The 17,072-nt window shown below is 68.0% G+C and carries 17 protein-coding genes; 8 read left to right on the top strand and 9 right to left on the bottom strand.

The features are described from left to right. Window positions 1–5: 5 nt before the first annotated feature. Window positions 6–1,787, bottom strand: coding sequence for a pyruvate, phosphate dikinase (locus NS2_RS07055; RefSeq protein ID WP_052086101.1), 1,782 nt, complete (start codon window positions 1,785–1,787; stop codon window positions 6–8). A gap of 858 nt (window positions 1,788–2,645) precedes the next feature. On the opposite strand from NS2_RS07055, the gene NS2_RS07050 reads away from it, so the two are divergent. Further along, window positions 2,646–4,214 (top strand): FadD3 family acyl-CoA ligase, encoded by a 1,569-nt coding sequence (locus NS2_RS07050; RefSeq protein ID WP_228102666.1) that lies wholly within the window; start codon window positions 2,646–2,648, stop codon window positions 4,212–4,214. On the opposite strand, the gene NS2_RS07045 is transcribed toward NS2_RS07050, so the two are convergent. The 4 genes from NS2_RS07045 to NS2_RS07030 are packed head-to-tail and all read right to left on the bottom strand — an operon-like array spanning window position 4,215 to window position 8,240. Beyond that, window positions 4,215–5,030, bottom strand: coding sequence for an SDR family NAD(P)-dependent oxidoreductase (locus NS2_RS07045; protein ID WP_147207112.1), 816 nt, complete (start codon window positions 5,028–5,030; stop codon window positions 4,215–4,217). A 29-nt stretch (window positions 5,031–5,059) separates the two neighbouring features. Further along, window positions 5,060–5,791 carry a glucose 1-dehydrogenase gene (locus NS2_RS07040; RefSeq protein WP_033086516.1) on the bottom strand — a complete coding sequence of 244 codons (732 nt, stop codon included), beginning with the start codon at window positions 5,789–5,791 and terminating at the stop codon, window positions 5,060–5,062. A 1-nt stretch (window position 5,792) separates the two neighbouring features. After that, window positions 5,793–7,472 carry a 3-oxosteroid 1-dehydrogenase gene (gene kstD, locus NS2_RS07035; RefSeq protein WP_033086517.1) on the bottom strand — a complete coding sequence of 560 codons (1,680 nt, stop codon included), beginning with the start codon at window positions 7,470–7,472 and terminating at the stop codon, window positions 5,793–5,795. Between the two features lie 12 nt (window positions 7,473–7,484). Continuing rightward, window positions 7,485–8,240 (bottom strand): glucose 1-dehydrogenase, encoded by a 756-nt coding sequence (locus NS2_RS07030; protein WP_033086518.1) that lies wholly within the window; start codon window positions 8,238–8,240, stop codon window positions 7,485–7,487. Window positions 8,241–8,416: 176 nt separating this feature from the next. Here NS2_RS07030 and NS2_RS07025 point away from each other — a divergent pair, with 176 nt between their 5' ends. The 4 genes from NS2_RS07025 to NS2_RS07010 all read left to right on the top strand — a co-directional run bounded on the left by NS2_RS07025 (window position 8,417) and on the right by NS2_RS07010 (window position 11,807). Beyond that, a complete protein-coding gene (locus NS2_RS07025; RefSeq protein WP_033086519.1) occupies window positions 8,417–9,544 on the top strand; it encodes an LLM class flavin-dependent oxidoreductase in 1,128 nt (375 codons plus the stop codon). 30 nt (window positions 9,545–9,574) lie between these two features. Beyond that, a complete protein-coding gene (locus NS2_RS07020; protein WP_033086520.1) occupies window positions 9,575–10,327 on the top strand; it encodes an SDR family NAD(P)-dependent oxidoreductase in 753 nt (250 codons plus the stop codon). 29 nt (window positions 10,328–10,356) lie between these two features. Next, window positions 10,357–11,310, top strand: coding sequence for a LipP1 family hormone-sensitive lipase (lipP1, locus tag NS2_RS07015; RefSeq protein WP_045436635.1), 954 nt, complete (start codon window positions 10,357–10,359; stop codon window positions 11,308–11,310). A 74-nt stretch (window positions 11,311–11,384) separates the two neighbouring features. After that, on the top strand, window positions 11,385–11,807 hold the full coding sequence (locus NS2_RS07010) for a DUF4189 domain-containing protein (protein ID WP_033086521.1): 423 nt from the start codon (window positions 11,385–11,387) through the stop codon (window positions 11,805–11,807). A gap of 22 nt (window positions 11,808–11,829) precedes the next feature. Here the strand turns inward: NS2_RS07010 and NS2_RS07005 are convergent, their stop codons facing one another. The 3 genes from NS2_RS07005 to NS2_RS06995 all read right to left on the bottom strand — a co-directional run bounded on the left by NS2_RS07005 (window position 11,830) and on the right by NS2_RS06995 (window position 13,198). After that, the gene (locus NS2_RS07005) at window positions 11,830–12,198 is read right to left on the bottom strand and encodes a DUF5313 family protein (RefSeq protein WP_033086522.1); all 369 of its coding nucleotides are present in this window, start codon (window positions 12,196–12,198) and stop codon (window positions 11,830–11,832) included. Beyond that, window positions 12,195–12,680: a MarR family winged helix-turn-helix transcriptional regulator gene (locus NS2_RS07000; RefSeq protein ID WP_033086523.1), complete on the bottom strand. Its 486-nt coding sequence runs from the start codon at window positions 12,678–12,680 to the stop codon at window positions 12,195–12,197. Before NS2_RS07000 ends, NS2_RS07005 begins: the two co-directional genes overlap by 4 nt. 92 nt (window positions 12,681–12,772) lie before the next feature. Beyond that, entirely contained in the window at window positions 12,773–13,198 is a 426-nt protein-coding gene (locus NS2_RS06995) for a nuclear transport factor 2 family protein (RefSeq protein WP_052086104.1), read from the bottom strand. 86 nt (window positions 13,199–13,284) lie between these two features. Between NS2_RS06995 and NS2_RS06990 the strand changes: the two genes are divergently transcribed. The 3 genes from NS2_RS06990 to NS2_RS06980 all read left to right on the top strand — a co-directional run bounded on the left by NS2_RS06990 (window position 13,285) and on the right by NS2_RS06980 (window position 16,570). Next, window positions 13,285–13,866, top strand: coding sequence for a TetR/AcrR family transcriptional regulator (locus NS2_RS06990; RefSeq protein WP_228102665.1), 582 nt, complete (start codon window positions 13,285–13,287; stop codon window positions 13,864–13,866). A 182-nt stretch (window positions 13,867–14,048) separates the two neighbouring features. Continuing rightward, entirely contained in the window at window positions 14,049–15,272 is a 1,224-nt protein-coding gene (locus NS2_RS06985) for a glutamate ABC transporter substrate-binding protein (protein WP_081985727.1), read from the top strand. A 74-nt stretch (window positions 15,273–15,346) separates the two neighbouring features. After that, on the top strand, window positions 15,347–16,570 hold the full coding sequence (locus NS2_RS06980; protein WP_033086526.1) for an RtcB family protein: 1,224 nt from the start codon (window positions 15,347–15,349) through the stop codon (window positions 16,568–16,570). 6 nt (window positions 16,571–16,576) lie between these two features. Here the strand turns inward: NS2_RS06980 and NS2_RS06975 are convergent, their stop codons facing one another. Then, a complete protein-coding gene (locus NS2_RS06975; RefSeq protein ID WP_033086527.1) occupies window positions 16,577–17,056 on the bottom strand; it encodes a hypothetical protein in 480 nt (159 codons plus the stop codon). Window positions 17,057–17,072 lie beyond the last annotated feature (16 nt).

The raw sequence follows: 17,072 nt of genomic DNA, 5'->3' as shown, positions 1-17,072 counted from the left end.
GGGACTCAGTGGGCACGACCGGCCGCCGCCTCTTCCGCGCGGGTCAGGCCACACAGCCCGATCAGGTCTTCGTGCAGTTCGAACCAGACGGTGTGGTAGCTGTCCATGATCGGCCGGGCCACGTAGGTGTGGTCGCCCTCGGTGATGCGGTCGATGGCCCGGTCGAGACGGTCCAGGTAGCGGGACAGGCGAGGAGCCAGGCCACCCAGGCGAGCGATCAAAGGACGCAGGGTGCGATGAGTGTCGCCCAGGCGGCCCAGGACCGCGGCGTCGTAATCGGCGTCGGCGTGGTCGTTGACGGTGGCCGGGTCCTTCATCTGCCAGTCGGTGATGATGACCTTGAGATCGGCATTGAAAACGCAGAACTCGTCGTAGGCGGCGGTCATGGCGGCCGCGTCGACGGTTCCGCGCTCCTCGGCGAGCAGCTGCGCGAGACGGGGGCGGCCCTCGGGGGTGATGCGGAAGCCGGCGGGAGTGGTGGCGCAGTAGCCCGCGGTCACCAGAACCTCACAGCAGGAGGCGATTTCGGCGACCTCGGCGAACAGGCTGGCGGCCAGATTGTCGGCGTTCACCCGGCCCTTGATGCCGACCAGGCGCAGCACGGCCAGCTCGGTGACGGGAACCTCCACGGAAACCTCTTCCTGCTCGGCGCTTTCGGCCTCGGGTGCACGCTGTTCGAGGCGTTCGGCCAGCCGCGCACCATCCACGCCCGCCCACTGGGCGAGCTGGGCGATATCGTCGAGCACGGCCTGCTCGACCGGCTTGGCGACGACCGCGCCGGGCAGTACCAGCCCGGCACCGCCGTCGACGGTCACGGTCCGGCCGGTGAGCGCGGCGACGACACCGGGTCCGCAGCCGACCACGCACGGGCGGCCCAGCTCCCGGCTCACCAGCGCGGCATGCGAAGTGGTGCCGCCCAATTCGGTGACGATGGCACGGGCGGAGATCATGCCGTGCAGATCGTCGGGGCTGGTGGTGGGGCGGACCAGAATGACATCCTCCCCCGCTTCGGCGCGCGCCTCGGCCTCGTCGGGATCGGTCACGACCACGCCGGAAGCCAGTCCGGGACAGGCGGATTCGCCGCGGGCCAGAGGCTGCTGACCGCCGGTGTCACCGGAGGCCGGGCGCAGCACCTCGCGCACCTGATCGGCGGTGACCCGATCCAGCGCCTCGTCGGCACTGATCAGTCCCTCCGCGACCATGGCGACCGCGGCGCGTACCGCGGCCCGCGCCGAACGCTTGGCCGGACGCGACTGCAGCAGCCACAGATTGCCGGATTCGACGGTGAACTCCACATCCTGGATATCGCGGCCGTCGCGTTCCAGCAGCTCGGCGGCGGCGATCAGCCGCTCGTGCACCTCGGGCTGGGTGGCGGCCAGATCCTCCAGCGGTCGCGGGGTCAGGCGGCCGGACACCACGTCCTCGCCCTGCCCGCCCACCAGCCACTCACCGTAGACCGGCCCATCGCCGGTATTGGGGTTGCGGCTGAAAAGCACTCCGGTGCCGGACAATTCGTCGAGATTGCCGAACACCATGGCCTGCACGGTAACCGCGGTCCCGAGCGTGTCCGGCACCCCGCGATGAGCGCGATAGGTCTTGGCGCGCGGGGAATCCCACGACCGGAACACGGCCTCGACCGCACCGCGCAGCTGCTCCCACGGATCGCCCGGCACCGCGCCGTGCTCGTCCCCGAGCACCGTCTCCCGGTACTGGTGCACGAACCGCCGCCGGGTGTCCTCGGCATAGCCCGGATTGCCGGTCTCGGCGGCCAGCCCGCTGCACCGCATCGGTCATGCCCAGATTCAGGACGGTATCCATCATGCCCGGCATGGAAATCGCCGCACCCGAGCGCACCGACACCAGCAGCGGCCGCTCCGCCGACCCGAACCGCCGCCCGGTACCGCGCTCGATCGTGGCGATACCGTCCCGCACCTGCGCCCAGATCTCCTCCGCGATGGAGCCCCGCCGCGTGTCATCGGCCCACCCGTCGGTGGTGATGACGAACGCGGGCGGCACCGCCAGCCCGAGCGCCCGCATGTGGTCGATGCTCCACGCCTTGCCGCCGATCTTGTCCCGCGACAGCCCGCAGGCGCCGTCGAGCTCGACAACGGTCACCGCGCCCGCCACATGGTCGAGACGCCGCGCAAGCTCCATTCCGGCCGTCATGTCACTCCTCCGAGATCCTGAATTCATCCGCACTCCAGCGCTCCGCCGCTGCTCGAGCGACCTGCCGGGCAATACCCCGTCCCCCCACGGGACCACTACAACGAGCGTGCCGCGTGAGCACCCCCACACCCAACTCCCATCCCGATGACCGGAATCGAGCACGCACAAAGGAACGAACGCCACTCCGATCCCCCGTTCCCCGAGGCGACAACCGATTTCGCGCCGACCGGGGCAACTCCTGCGGCACCCCCGGAATCGGTGCCGCTCCCGCCCGCCGGCACGGGTGCGAGACGGGCCACGGCTCTCGAGCCGCCCGCTCGAGGCACGGAGAGGCGGAGGAGAGTGCGTTCGCACGGCTGCACCCTGGCACGCCCGGTCAGCGGGATGGCACTGCGAAAAGGGGCGTCCGGGGAGCGGGTCTGGTGCAGGATGGGCGGATGGATCGGCGGCACTCGGGCGGGAGCTCCGCGGTGGGACCCGTGACGACCATCCCGGCATTGGTGGCGGACAGAGCCCGGAGGTATCCGGACGCGGTCGCGATTGCCGGACCAGCCGGGCGGTTCACATTTGCTGAGCTGGCCGAGGAGGTCGCCGCGGTGACGCGGGCGGCCATGGCGTCGGGGTTGGAGACCGGGGATCGGGTCGGGATGTGGGCGCCCAACAGCGTGCGCTGGATCGTGACCGCGCTCGGAATGCTCGGCGCGGGTGCGACTCTGGTGCCGATCAGCACCCGGCTGCGCGGTGCGGAGACCGCGGAGGTGCTGGCCCGCAGCCACGCCAAGGCGGTGTGCACGGTGCAGGAGTTCCTGGGGCAGGACTATCCGCGCATGCTGGCCGAATCCGGCCGTGCGCTACCGGATCTGGAGCATCTGATCCTGCTCGACGACGCCCGCGGCGAGGGCGACGCGGACTGGGACATCAGCTCGTGGGAGGGATTCCTGGCCCCCGGCACCGTGATCGCGCCGCAGTCGGCGACCGAGCGCGCCGCCGAGATCGAGCCGGATTCGGTCTCCGACATCCTGTTCACCTCCGGCACCACGGGTGCGCCCAAGGGCGTGCTCGCCACCCACCGCCAGAGCCTGGAAGTGTTCTCGCAGTGGGCCGATGCGGTCACCCTGCGTCCCCGCGACCGGTACCTGCTGGTGAATCCGTTCTCCCACACCTTCGGCTACAAGGCCGGCATCCTGGCCTGCCTGCTGCGCACCGCCACCATGGTGCCGATGGAAAGGTTCGACACCGCCGACGCGCTGCAAGTCATCGAGAGCGAGCGCATTACCGTCATGGCCGGTCCCCCAACGCTTTTCACCGATCTGCTGGCCGCCGACCACGACCGCTACATGTTCGGCTCGCTGCGCCTGGCGGGCACCGGCGGTGCGACCATCCCCGCCGAACTGGTCCGCCGCATCCGCGACGACCTGCGCGTCCCCTTCGTGTTCACCGCCTACGGCCTCACCGAATCCATCGGCGTCGTCTCCATCTGCCCACCCGACGCCCCGACCGAACTGGTCGCGGGCACGGTCGGAAAGACCTTGCGCGGCAGCGAAATCCGCATCGTCGACCGCGAGGGCAAGCCGGTGGCGGCGGGCGAGCCCGGCGAGATCACCGTGAAGGGCCCGAACGTCATGCTCGGCTACCTCGACGACCCCGAAGCCACCGCCGCCGCCATCGACCCCGACGGCTACCTGCACACCGGCGATATCGGCACCCTCGACGACGACGGCTACCTGCGCATCACCGACCGCCTCAAGGACATGTTCATCGTCGGCGGCTTCAACGCCTATCCCGCCGAGATCGAGCGAGTCCTGCTGCAACACCCCGGCATTCACGATGTCGCGGTGATCGGCATCCCCGACGCGCGCCTCGGCGAGGTCGGCCGCGCCGTGGTCGTCCCGGCCCGCGGGACCGCGCCGGACCCGGCCGCCATTATCGAGTGGTCACGCGAGCGACTGGCGGGCTACAAAGTGCCACGGGAGGTCGTCTTCGTCGACGACCTCCCGCGTAATGCCGGTGGCAAGGTGCTCAAACAGCAGCTGCGCGATCCGGCCTGATCAGATCTCCTTGCGCATCTGCGCGGTCAGCGGCTTCATGTAGCCCGAGCCGAGCAGGCGGCGCATGATGTTCATGGCCTTGGCGTCCTTGCCGATCAGGATGAGCGGCTTGTTCTTCCGGATGCCGTTGACGATGACCCGGGCGCAGTCCTCGGGGCTGGTCTGGGCCAGGCGGTCGAAGTTGGCGGCCAGGTCGTCGCGGCTGCGGTTGGCGGCCGCCCGTGCCTTCCAGGCGATTTCGGTCTTGATCATGCCGGGGTGGACGCTGGAGACGCCCACGTTGTAGCCGGCGATGATCCTCTCCTGGCGCAGCGCGTCGCTGATGGCGTGCATGGCGTACTTGGAGGAGCTGTAGCCGCCCTGGCTCGGGCAGGCCACCAGACCGAACATGCTGGAGACATTGGCGATGTGGCCGTCACCGGAGGCGATCACGTGCGGCAGGAACGCCTTCACGCCGTGCAGCGTGCCCCAGTAGTTGATCCCGAAGATCCACTCCAGGTCTTCCCAGGCGACTTCCTCGATATTGGCGGTCAGCGAGACACCGGCATTGTTGATGACGATATTGACCTTGCCGAAATCGGCCACCACCTCGTCGGCGTGCGCGTACACGGCCGCGCGATCGGCCACGTCCAGCCGGTAGGCGCGGGCCTTCGCGCCCTCCTTCTCGCACAGCGCGACGGTCTCGGCCACATTCTCGAGATTGCGCCCCGACAGCGCCAGCTGCGCGCCGTTGCGGGCCAGCTCCAGGGCCAGCGCCCGGCCGATGCCCGCTCCCGCACCGGTGATGACGGCGACCTTGCCGTGGAAGTCCTTCATGGGTGTTTCCTTGTCTCGCAACGGAGTTACTACTGAGAGGTGAAGCCGCCGTCGGCCACGAATTCGGAGCCGGTGCTGTAGGAGGAGTCGTCGGAGATGAGGAACAGCACCAGATTGGCGAGCTCCTCCGGGCTGGCGGGCCGGGCGATCGGCTGATTGGCCGCGATATTCGCCGAGCGATCCGAGCTCGCGACCATTTCGGTGGCGACGATGCCGGGATGCACGGAGTTGACGCGCACATTGTCGGCCGCGAATTCCTGTGCGGCCATTTTGCTCATGCCGCGCACGGCCCACTTGGAGGCGACGTAGCCGAGGATGTTGGAGTAGCCGATGAGGCCGCCGGTCGAGGAGATGTTCACGATCGAACCGACCCCGGCGCGGCGCATGGACCCGATGACGACCTTCATGCCCAGGAAGACACCGATCTGGTTCACGTCGATCACCTTGCGGTAGTCGGCTTCCGTGAGCTTCTCGATCGGGTCGACGTGCACGATGCCCGCATTGTTGACCAGACCCGAGATCGGACCGAACGCGGCCTCGGCCCGCGCGACCACGTCGTTCCACGCGGCCTCGTCGGTGACGTCGAGCGGGAAGAACCGTGCGGCATCCCCGATTTCGGCCGCCACTGCCTGCCCGGCCTCGGTCAGCACATCGGTGATCACCACCCTCGCGCCCTCGGCGGCCAGCTTGCGGGCGAAGGCCGCCCCCATGCCGCGCGCGCCGCCGGTGACGATGACGACCTTGGAATCAACCCGTCCCATATCAGTTCTCCTGTGCCGCTTCGGATTCCATCTCCGCGAGGTGATTGGCCGCGATGTAGCCGAACACCATGGCGGGCCCGATGGTCGCGCCCGCGCCCGCGTAGTCGTTGCCCATCACCGCGGCGGAGTTGTTGCCCGCCGCGTACAGGCCGCCGATGACCGCGCCCTGGTCGTCGAGCACGCGGGCGTGCTCGTCGGTGACCAGACCGCCCTTGGTGCCCAGATCGCCCGGCACCATCTCGACCGCGTAGAACGGGCCACGCTCGAGCGGGGCCAGGGTCGGGTTGGGCTTGACGGTCGGGTCGCCGTAGTAGCGGTCGTAGGCCGAGTCGCCGCGCAGGAAGTCCTCGTCGCGGCCCTTGCGGGCGAAGCCGTTGAAACGCTCCACCGTGGCAGCCAGGGACTTCGCCGGAACACCCAGCTTGTCGGCCAGTTCGGCAAGGGTGTCGGCCTGCTTGATGATTCCCGCGTCGAAGTACTTCTGGGGCAGCGGCCGCTTGGGGAAGTTGCCCAGGAACAGGTACCGGTCACGGAAGTTCTGGTCGAAGATGAAGTGCGCCGGAATGCTGCCCGGCACCTTCTTCTCCTCCTCGTACATGGTGTGCACGACGTTCACGTAGGGCGCGGACTCGTTGACGAAGCGCTCACCCTTGGCATTCACGACGATCGCGCCCGGCTGCGAGCGCTCGGCCAGCATGAAGAACGGCGGCCCGTCGGGGTTGCGCACCGACGGACCCCACCAGGCGTCGTCCATGAGATCGACTGCGGCACCGGCCTTCTGGCCCGCGACGATGCCCTCGCCGACATTCTCGGTCGCGCCGACGGTCCAGCCGGTGTTCTGCGGCCCGTCGATGTACTGCTCGCGCATCTCGAGGTTGTGCTCGAAGCCGCCCGCGGCCAGCACCACGCCACGCCGGGCCTTGATGACGACCGGGCGACCCTCGTGCTCGGCGCGAATGCCGACCACGGTGCCGCCCTCCACGATCAGATCCGTCAGCGGCGTGTTCAGCCACACCGGCACCCCGGCGTCACGCAGCGACAGCCACAGCCGCGCGGCCAGGGCCTTGCCCAGGCTCAGCGGCTTCGCGCCCTTGATCAGGTTCAGCGCGGTCTGCGCGCCGACCTTCATGGCGGTCTTCTTGCCCGCCCAGGTGCGCGCGATCATGTTCAGGTCGTGGAAGTCCTTGACCGTGATCGCGATTCCCTTGGGCGCGGACATGGTCGGCTGGTTGATCTTGTGCAGATCCCCGCCGAGCAGTCGCCCGTCGATCGGCTCGGGCTCGATGCTGCGGCCCTGCGCCAGCCCGCCCGGGAACTCGGGGTGGTAGTCGGAATAGCCACGGTCATAGGCGAAATTCCAGTACCGGGAGCGAGCGCCGAGGTAGCGGAACATCTCCGGTCCCTGTTCCAGGAAGGCGCGCTGCTTGGCCTCCGGAACACGTTCGCCGACAACGGCTTTCAGGTAGTTCCGGGCCATCTCGGGACTGTCGGGCACGCCCGCGGCCTGCAGCACCGGGTTGTTGGGCACCCAGATGCCGCCGCCCGAGCGCGCGGTGGAGCCGCCGAACAGGCGGCTCTTCTCGACCAGGGTCACCGACAGCCCCCGGTAGGCCGCGGTCAGCGCGGCGGTCATGCCCGCCGCGCCGGAACCCACGACAACGACGTCGAATTCGAATTCCATGAATCTCGATCCTTAGTAGCCGCAGCTGGTCAGCATGCCGCCGTCGACGACGAATTCGCCTCCGGTGCAATAGCTCGCGGCGTCCGAGGCCAGGAACAACGCCACCTCGGAGACCTCGACCGGCCGACCCCAGCGCGGAATGGGCAATTCGGAGAAGAAACTGTTGCCGTCCACACCCGACGCGCCCGCCACGGACGTGGTCATGGGGGTGGCGATACCGCCGGGATGAATCGAGTTCACCCGGATACCCGAATGCCCCAGCTCCCGGGCGGCCGACTTGGTGAGCCCGCGCAGCGCGAATTTGCTTGCGCTGTAGGCGGACAGCCCCGCCGCACCGACGAAGCCCTCGACCGAGGACACGTTCACGATGGACCCGCCACCGGCGGTGGTGAGCGCGGGTGCGGCGGTCTTGATGCCGAGGAAGGCGCCGGTGACGTTGATGTTCATGATCAGGTTGAACTCGTCCAGGCTCATCTCCACGATGCGCTCGAACCGCAGGATCCCGGCATTGTTGATGAGCACATCCAGCTTGCCGAACTTCGTGGTGGCCTCGGAAACCGCTGCCTGCCAGTCGCTTTCACTGGTGACGTCGTGGTGCACGTAGTGGACGGCGTCGCCCAGCTCGGCGGCCAGGGCCTTGCCCTCGTCGTCGAGCACATCGCCGAACACGACCCGCGCGCCCTCGGCCACGAAACGGCGCACGTGCTCGGCTCCCATGCCGCGCGCGCCACCGGTCACCAACGCCACCTTGCCGTCCAGCTGTCCCACCGAATCCTGCCCTTCCTCTGCTCGTCAACCGACGCTAAGTCCGGATGCCGAACCCCGGCACGATGTGGTCCCGGCCACTGAGACAGCCCGATGACCAGAGGCTATGGGTGCAGAAGTATTCCGGTTAGGCATAAGCGCCCGGACGGGCGCGCGGGCGCGGCGGCAAGGAGTCTCGGATGAAGTTCTCGATGATCTTCGAAGCGCAGATGACCGACCCGACCGCCGCGCACGAGGCCCAGGTGCTGCGCGACTGCGTCGAACAGGCGGTGCTCGCCGACGCGCTGGGCTTCGACGCCGTGTGGGCCGTCGAGCATCACGGGCTCAAGTGGTACGCCCACATGAGCGCGCCGGAGATCTTCCTGACCTGGGTGGCCGCCAAGACCACGCGAGTGCGCATCGGGCACGGCGTGGTGTGCATGCCCTTCGGCTTCAATCACCCGGTCCGCACCGCCGAACGTGCCGCCATGCTCGACGTGCTCTCCGGCGGCCGCCTGAACCTGGGCGCGGGCCGCGGCGCGACCGCCGTCGAAACCTCCATGTGCGGAGTCGATCCCGACCGCACGTATCAGGAAGTCGAAGAATCGCTGCGCATGATCGCCGCCGCCTGGCAGGATCCCGAAGGCGAATTCTCCTATCACGGAGAGCTTTTGGATATCGACCCGCACCACCTGCTGCCGCGCCCGGTGCAGCGCCCGCACCCGCCGCTGTTCATGGCGTGCACCAAGAAGGACACCCTGAAGCTGGCCGCCGACTACGGAATCGGCGCGCTGGTACTGGGTTTCGCGGGCATCGAGGAGATCGCCGAACTGCGCGGCATCTACGACGCCGCCATCGCGGCCCGCACCGGCGAGCGCTTCGTATCCACGGTCGTCAACGATCATTTCGCGGCTCTGTGCCCGACCATCGTGCTCGACGACCGGGAGCAGGCCCGGCAGATCGGTGCGCGCGGGCAGCGGTTCTTCGCGCAGTCCATCAAGTACTACTACGGCGCGGGCCCGGTCCCCGACGAGGCCGTGGACCCGAATGTCGACGAGATCGCCAGGATGCGCGAGGTCGCCGACGAGCACGTCGCCTACCTGCACGAGGCCAGGATTCCGGTGAAGTCCGGGTCCACCGCCATCTTCAATACCGAGCACGCCTACGGCAATGCCGACGACGCCATCGCGTATGTCGAACGCCTGCAAGAGGCGGGGGCCGACGAGATCCTGTGCCTCATCCAGATGGGCACCATGCCCCAGGCCGCCTGCCTGGAAACCATCCGTCAGTGGGGGGAGAAGGTCATCCCACACTTCCGTAAACGCTAACACCGTCGCGAAAAGTAGAAAGAAGTCGAAATGGCTGATCTGACCGGCAAAGTCGCCCTGATCACCGGTGCCGCCCGCGGCCAGGGCGCGGCCGAGGCGCGCCTGTTCGTCGAGCGCGGCGCCAAGGTGGTCATCACCGACGTGCTCGAGGCCGAGGGCAAGGAACTGGCCGACTCGCTCGGCGAGGCAGCGGTTTTCGTGCGCCACGACGTCACCGACGCCGACAGCTGGGAGGCCGCCGTCGCGGTCGCCGTGGACACCTTCGGCAAGCTGGACGTGCTGGTGAACAATGCCGCCATCTACGTCATGAAGCCGATCACCGAGACCGGACCCGATGAGCTGGAACGGATTCTGAAGGTGAACCTGGTCGGCGCGTTCCGCGGCATCAAGGCCGTGCTGCCCGCCATGACCGCGGCCGGGGGCGGCTCCATCGTGAACATCTCCTCCCAGGCCGGGCTCGAGGGCCTGATGAACCACTCCGCCTACGGCTCCTCCAAGTGGGGCCTGCGCGGCCTGTCCAAGATCGCCGCCCTGGAGCTGGGCCCGGCGCAGATCCGGGTCAACTCCGTGCATCCCGGCCCCATCGCCACCCCGATGGTCCCCTATCTCACCACCGGCCCGGGCAGCTTCCCGACCCTGCCGCTGGAGCGCACCGGCCTGCCCGAGGAGGTCGCCGAACTGGTCGCCTTCCTGGCGTCGGACGCCTCGGTCTACATCACCGGCGCGGAGGTCACCGTCGACGGCGGCCTGGCCGCGGGCAAGTTCATCCCGCGAAACATGTAGCCGGACGGCATAATCCAGGAAGGCCCGCAATGACCCTGTCCCCCGAATGGCAGACCTTCGTCGACGCCGCCACCGCGGCGTTCCCGGCGCTGGGCACCGAGGTGCTCGACGCCGCCGAAGCACGGGCTTTCCTCGCCGCCCGCCCCACACCCGCCGTCGAACCGATTCCCGTTGCGGGAGTGGAAGAATGGCTGGTACCGGGTCCGGATCACGCCCCCGGCGTGCCAGTGCGGCTGTACCGCCCCCTCGAGGCCGAACGCGCCCCGGGCGTGGTGGTCTTCTACCACGGTGGCGGATTCGTCCTGTGCGGCTTGGATTCCCACGACCGGTTCTGCCGCACCATGGCCGATGCGGCCGGAGTCATCGTGATCTCGGTCGACTACCGCCGCGCCCCCGATGCCCGCTTCCCCGCCGCGGCCGACGATGCCTACGCCGTGCTGCGCTGGGTCGCCGACCACGCCGAATCCCTGGGCGGGGATCCCGACCGGCTCGCCGTGGCCGGGGACAGCGCCGGGGGCAATCTGGCCACCGTCGCGGCCCTGGCCGCCCGCGACAACGGCGGACCCGACATCGCCTTCCAGCTGCTCATGTACCCCATGCTGGACCCGAACTGCGACAGCCCGTCCTACACCGACAATGCCGAGGGCTACTTCACCACCGCGGCCCACTTGCGTTGGTACTGGCGGCAATACCTGAACTCCGACGCCGAGAAGTCCGACCCCTACGCCAACCCCACCATCGCCGACCTGACCGGACTGCCACCCGCCCACATCGCCACCGCCGAATTCGACCCCCTGCGCGACGAGGGCGAGGCCTACGGGCGGCGGCTGCGCGCCGCCGGGATCGAGACCGAGATCCACCGCTGGCACGGCACCGTCCACGGCTTCATGTCCATGGCCTGGCACCTGCGAGAAACCCAGCGCGCCAATACCGCCGCGTTCACCGCGCTACGCCGCGCGTTGGCCCGGACCCCCGTCGTCTGAAATTCGCCGCGGGTTCACAGTGCGACCGATTAGCATCACCTGCGTTCGCCTTTTCTGAAACGTCAGGAATTCTCTTGTCGGTTGCACGCATCGTGACAGGCACCGCCGCCCTCACGGCGGCCATGACTCTCTCGGCCGGGCTGGCCGCGACCGCGGACGCGGCTCCCGGCGGCTACGGCTCACTGGCCGTCTCCCGGCTGCGCAATGCCGCCGTCGCCGGGGTCGACACCAACAAGGTCACCGCCGACGCCGCCGCCATCCGCGACTGCGCCAGCTACGACTGCGAGATCGTGCTGCGCTTCACCGACGGCTGCGGCGCGGTCGCCCAGGGCGCGGACGGCGCCTGGGGCTGGGCGGTGGGGGCCAGCCTCGACGAGGCCCAGCAGAACGCGATCAGCGAGCTGGGCCAGAGCGCTCCCCCGTTCCCGGACCTGGGCAGCGCCCAGCCGGTCGCCGCGCACGTGGTCACCAGCGCCTGCACCAGAAACGTTCAGTAGCAGCGGCTTCCGCGATTCGGGCTCAGTGCGGGTACTGGGCCTCGTAGGCCGCGCGTTCGGCCGCTCGCCGCGCCGCCCGGGCCGGATTCTCCAAATCCGCTGGGAAACCGTGCTTCAGGAGCCGATGCTCTCGGTTCATCGGCATATAGGCCACGATGTAGAACAGCGCCAGCAGCAGACCCAGCAGGATGACCGCCAGCTTCAGCCACAGCTCGCCCGGCAACAGGAACGCCATCGCGAAAATCGGTACCAGCGGCACCAATTGGCGCACGATGTGACGCGGCACCGCCCACGGGCCGGTGAGATCGTTGCGCACCCACTCCTGCAATTCATCGGGCAGCACCCGCCCGCACGAGTAACCGAGCCACTGAATGGGGTTGGGGCGCTTCATTTCCGGTTTCCCTTCGTCGATCCCTGCTCGGTATCCGCCAAGACCGACCGGCGCGCCGCCGCATTGACCCGCTCCAGCACCTCGCGCAACTCCTCGAGATCGGCCAGGCTCACACCCAGCCGCGCGACCACCGCGGGCGGGATCTTCTCGGCCTCCTTGCGCAGTTCGCGCCCGGCGTCGGTCAGATCCACGACCAGATTGCGTTCGTTGTGACTGTCGCGCCGCCGAGTGATGAGCCCGGCCGCCTCGAGCCGCTTGAGCAGCGGGGACAGCGTGGGCGAATCGAGCTGAATAGCCTCCCCGATGTCCTTCACCGACATCGGCGCCTCCCCCCACAGCGCCAGCATCACCAGATACTGCGGATGCGTCAGCCCCATGGGTTCGAGCAGTGGCCGATACACGGCCAGCACCGCCCGATTGGCCACGGCCAGTGCGAAACACACCTGCCGATCCAGCCGCAGCGGGTCATCGCCCAACTCCATCGCCCAGCCTCCCGGTTCGTCTTGGTTAGGGCGATAATAGTTAACGCACTAAGTGTTAGTCGACGACCCGGCGAGTAATCAGGGTCACAGGCTCAGTCCCGCATCGACTGCCGCATCGCCATGATCCGGCCCGTGTCCATATAGTCGCGGAAGAGCGTGACCAGGCCGTTCTGCACGCGAATCACATTGACGGAGCTGCGAAACCAGCCGCGCTCGCCATTCGGCCGGGTGACCTCGACATCGTTCTCGACCACGAGCACCTCCGGATCGACGGTCTGGTGAATGGCCGGGCGGATGTCGTGCACCTGCACGCCGGACATGCCGGACCAGCGCGCGGCCAGGTACGCCCGGACCTGTTCGCGGCCCTCGATCCGGGTCGGCTCGCCCGGAATCGGGAAGGGGATCTCGAAGGCGACATCCGGGGCGAGCAGTGCGGCGAAGCGGTCGGCATCGCGCGAGGGCAGACCCAGAAAAAGCCGTTCGACAAGGTCACGAGGGGTTTCGAGGGAAGTGGACACGACTGCCTCCAAAAAACGGAACGTTGGACCCGGTTAGCATGCGGGGCGCACGCCCCGCTTGTCAACGGGTGGGTAGGCTGTCGGACGTGACGGATCGACCCCTGCGCGCCGATGCCCGCCGCAATCGCGAGCGGGTACTGGCCGCCGCCCAGGAAGCCTTTGCCGCCGAAGGCATTTCGGTGCCCCTGGACGAGATCGCGCGACGGGCGGGCGTCGGGGCGGGCACCGTCTACCGCCACTTCCCCACCAAGGAGGCGCTTTTCGAAGCGGCCATCCTGGACCAGGTCGAGAAGATCACCGCGCACGCCCGGGAGCTGACCGCGGCCGAGGACCCCGGAACGGTGTTCTTCGAGTTCCTCGAGCTGCTGGTCATGCAGGGCGGCGTGAAGCGCGACCTCGCCGACGCCCTGCGCGGCCGGGGCGGGGAGCACCCGCGCACGGTGTCGCACGACCTCAAAGCGGCACTCGCGACGCTGCTTTCACGCGCCCAGGAAGCCGGGGCGGTGCGACCGGAGATCAGCGTGGACGACCTGCTGACCATCATCAAGGGCATCTTTCTCGCCGTGCACGAGGCCGGAGCGGACCCCGGCCTGCGCGAGCGCACCTTCGCGGTGATCGCCGACGGACTCCGCGCACGCCGATCGCAAACTCACGGCAATAATCGCTGAAATATTGCGGAAGGAACTGAAACGCGGGCGAATCGCCCGCATAGTTCCGCAATGTCCGCACGTTTTTGCAACTCGGGTGATTTGATGCACCATGTGCTGATCGATTGCCCTCTCAGGCACGTCAGCCCGGGGCTGTTCTTCGTGTTTCATCCACATGAGTTGACGACAGGAGATCAGATTCGATGAAGCGCGCGATCCGTGCCGTCGCAGTAATGGCTGGTCTGACCGTTGCAGCCGGTTGCAGCACCCCGAAACCGGACGCCGCGCCGCTACAGCCGCCGGCGCGCACGCTGACCGTCGGCATCAAATTCGACCAGCCCGGACTGTCGGTCAAGGGACTCGACGGCAAACCCCGCGGCTTCGACGTGGACACCGCCGTCTACATCGCCGGGAAACTCGGCGTCACACCCGAGCACATCACCTGGCGCGAGGCCCGCTCCGAACAGCGCGAGGACCTGTTGAACTCCGGCGCAGTCGATTTCGTCGTCGCTTCCTACTCGATCACGGCCGCCCGCCAGCAACTGGTCTCCTTCGCGGGGCCGTATCTGATGTCCGGGCAGGACCTGCTGGTGCGGCAGGGCGAGCGCGCCATCGAGACCCCCGAGGACCTGGACGGGCGCACCGTGTGCACCGCCGAGGGCTCCACCTCCGCGGACAAGATCCGGCGCAGCTTCGCCCACAATGTCAAGCTCAGCACTCGGGATACCTACGCGCAGTGCGTCGCCGATCTGATCGCGGGCACCATCGACGCCGTCACCACCGACGATGTCATCCTGGCCGGCTACGCCCACGAGCATCCCGGCGTGCTGCGCGTGGTCGGGCACCGTTTCACCCGCGAGCGCTACGGGGTCGGAGTCCACAAGGGGGACCTGGATCTACAGGGCCGCGTCACCTCGGCCGTCCGCCTGATGATCGAGGACGGCAGCTGGCGGCGCGCCATGGAGGGCAATCTCACGGCGAGCGGCTACAAGCCGCTGCCCGCGCCGGTGGTTTTCAATGCCCCCGACAAAGTGGTCGAACCCGGCGATCCCACCACCCTCGACCCCGAATTGGTCAATGCCGCCAAGGCCGTCGCCGCCACCTCCAATGCCCGCGACTGGGAAGGCTTCCGCTCTCTGGTCTGCCCCGAAACCGCCGACGCCATCGATGAAATCGTTTTCCAATACACCCCGCAATTCGACAAAAATCTCGGCACCGAAGTGAAGAACGCGGGCTACACGAATACCGTCACCGGAGTCACCCAAACCGACCCGAACTCCGCAACCTTCGCATTCCACGAAACCTTCACAAACGTCCCCGAGAAATACCGCGGCTACTTCAAGGACATCGATTACACCGGAACCATGGTCCGCCGCAACGGCTCCTGGAAACTCTGCGGCCTCGCCGCCGACTTCGTCGAACCCTGACGGCCGAATAATGCGGTGCGGCGGGACGGGCGACGCACCTACCCTCGACGGCAGTCAAGAGGAAGGACAAGAAGATGTTTCCCGTCGAGCTGCGCGGCACTCGGGCGCAGACGCTCATGTGGGCCCACGAGCACGAGGTCGAACCGGCCGCGTTGGCACAGCTGCGCAATATCGCGCAACTGGAGTGGGTGTACGGCGTGCGAGTCATGCCGGACGTGCACCTGGGCAAGGGGGCGACGGTCGGATCGGTCATCGCCATGAAGGACGCGGTCGCACCCGCGGCGGTCGGGGTGGATATCGGGTGCGGGATGGAGGCGGTGCTGACGTCGCTGACCGCGGCGGATCTGCCCGATAATCTGCACTCGCTGCGGTCACGTATCGAGGCGGCCCTACCGGTCGGATTCCGGGCGCATGACGACCCGGTCAACGTGAATCGATTGAACGCAGAGGTTTTCGGCCAGCACGCGGCAGGCACCACCATGCGTGCTGGATGGGAGCGCTTCTGGAAGGCGTTCGATGCTCTGGATCCTGCGGTCCATTCCCGCGAGTCCAAGGCGCACAAGCAGATGGGAACGCTCGGATCGGGCAACCACTTCCAGGAACTCTGCATCGATACCGAGCAGCGCGTCTGGATCCTGCTGCACTCCGGAAGCCGCAATATCGGCAAGGAACTCGCCGAGCGGCACATGGCCGTGGCTCGCACCCTGCCGCACAATGTCGACCTGCCGGACCGTGATCTGGCGGTATTCCTTTCCGGCACACCGGAAATGGATGCCTACCGGCGTGACCTGACCTGGGCGCAGGAGTACGCGGCGCGCAACCGTGCCGTCATGCTGGCACTCGTCTGCAAGGCGGTGCGCGACGAATTCGACGGGCTGACAGTGCGTTTCGACGAGCCGATCTCCTGCCACCACAACTATGTGGCGGAGGAGATCATCGACGGGATGCCCATGCTGGTCACCCGCAAGGGTGCGGTGCGGGCGGGAGCGGGGGATCTCGCGCTGATTCCCGGGTCGATGGGTACGCGGTCGTATGTGGTTCGGGGTAAGGGGAATCCGGCCTCGTTCCAGTCGGCGTCGCACGGGGCGGGGCGGCGGATGAGCCGGAATGCGGCCAAGCGGCAGTTCACGGTGGCGGATCTGGTGGCGCAGACCGAGGGGGTGGAGTCCCGGAAGGACGCCGGGGTGATCGATGAGATCCCGGCGGCGTACAAGGACATCGATCAGGTCATCGCGGCGCAGTCCGACCTGGTCGATATTGTCGCCACGCTGCGGCAGGTGCTGTGCGTCAAGGGGTGAGACGGGTCAGCGGCGGCGGAAGGTCGCCGCTGCACCCGCGCCCACCAGCAGGATGCCAACAATGAGCGGGAATCCAGTTTGCAGCCACTGGAACAGCGCGATGTGCATGTCGTCGGAGAGGGGCAGATCGCCGATCAGGCGGAAGGTGTCGTCCGGGAAGATGAAATGGATGATCCCGGGCAATACGCCCCACACCAGACCGGCGCTGATGACGCCCGCCGGCGAGTAGGCGGCCAGCGCCGCCACGAGTAGGAATACGGCCGCGGCGAGCAGGATCTCGAAGGTCGAGCCGACCCGGTCGGCGAAATCCCCGAGAATGGTCCACTGCCTGGTCCCGGCGGCGCCACGGGCCGCCAGCGCGATGCCGATCGGGGTCAGGATCAACCCCACCAGCGCGCCGGTCACCGTCCGCGAAACACCGCCACTGCTGCGAAATTCGGCCCCGGGCGGAGTCCACCCCGCGGGCGACGGAAACTTCTCCGGCATTGCGTCTCCCTGCGCA

This window comes from Nocardia seriolae NBRC 15557, assembly GCF_007990715.1.
Taxonomy (GTDB): domain Bacteria; phylum Actinomycetota; class Actinomycetes; order Mycobacteriales; family Mycobacteriaceae; genus Nocardia; species Nocardia seriolae.
This window is presented reverse-complemented; position numbering and strand designations above follow the sequence as displayed.

Bases quoted from the DNA above. Each gene is read 5' to 3' on its own strand.
- NS2_RS07055 (WP_052086101.1), bottom strand. From the start codon at position 1,787: ATGCGGTGCAGCGGGCTGGCCGCCGAGACCGGCAATCCGGGCTATGCC.
- NS2_RS07045 (WP_147207112.1), bottom strand. From the start codon at position 5,030: ATGAAGGACTTCCACGGCAAGGTCGCCGTCATCACCGGTGCGGGAGCG.
- NS2_RS07040 (WP_033086516.1), bottom strand. From the start codon at position 5,791: ATGGGACGGGTTGATTCCAAGGTCGTCATCGTCACCGGCGGCGCGCGC.
- kstD (WP_033086517.1), bottom strand. From the start codon at position 7,472: ATGGAATTCGAATTCGACGTCGTTGTCGTGGGTTCCGGCGCGGCGGGC.
- NS2_RS07025 (WP_033086519.1), top strand. From the start codon at position 8,417: ATGAAGTTCTCGATGATCTTCGAAGCGCAGATGACCGACCCGACCGCC.
- NS2_RS07020 (WP_033086520.1), top strand. From the start codon at position 9,575: ATGGCTGATCTGACCGGCAAAGTCGCCCTGATCACCGGTGCCGCCCGC.
- lipP1 (WP_045436635.1), top strand. From the start codon at position 10,357: ATGACCCTGTCCCCCGAATGGCAGACCTTCGTCGACGCCGCCACCGCG.
- NS2_RS07005 (WP_033086522.1), bottom strand. From the start codon at position 12,198: ATGAAGCGCCCCAACCCCATTCAGTGGCTCGGTTACTCGTGCGGGCGG.
- NS2_RS07000 (WP_033086523.1), bottom strand. From the start codon at position 12,680: ATGGAGTTGGGCGATGACCCGCTGCGGCTGGATCGGCAGGTGTGTTTC.
- NS2_RS06985 (WP_081985727.1), top strand. From the start codon at position 14,049: ATGAAGCGCGCGATCCGTGCCGTCGCAGTAATGGCTGGTCTGACCGTT.
- NS2_RS06980 (WP_033086526.1), top strand. From the start codon at position 15,347: ATGTTTCCCGTCGAGCTGCGCGGCACTCGGGCGCAGACGCTCATGTGG.
- NS2_RS06975 (WP_033086527.1), bottom strand. From the start codon at position 17,056: ATGCCGGAGAAGTTTCCGTCGCCCGCGGGGTGGACTCCGCCCGGGGCC.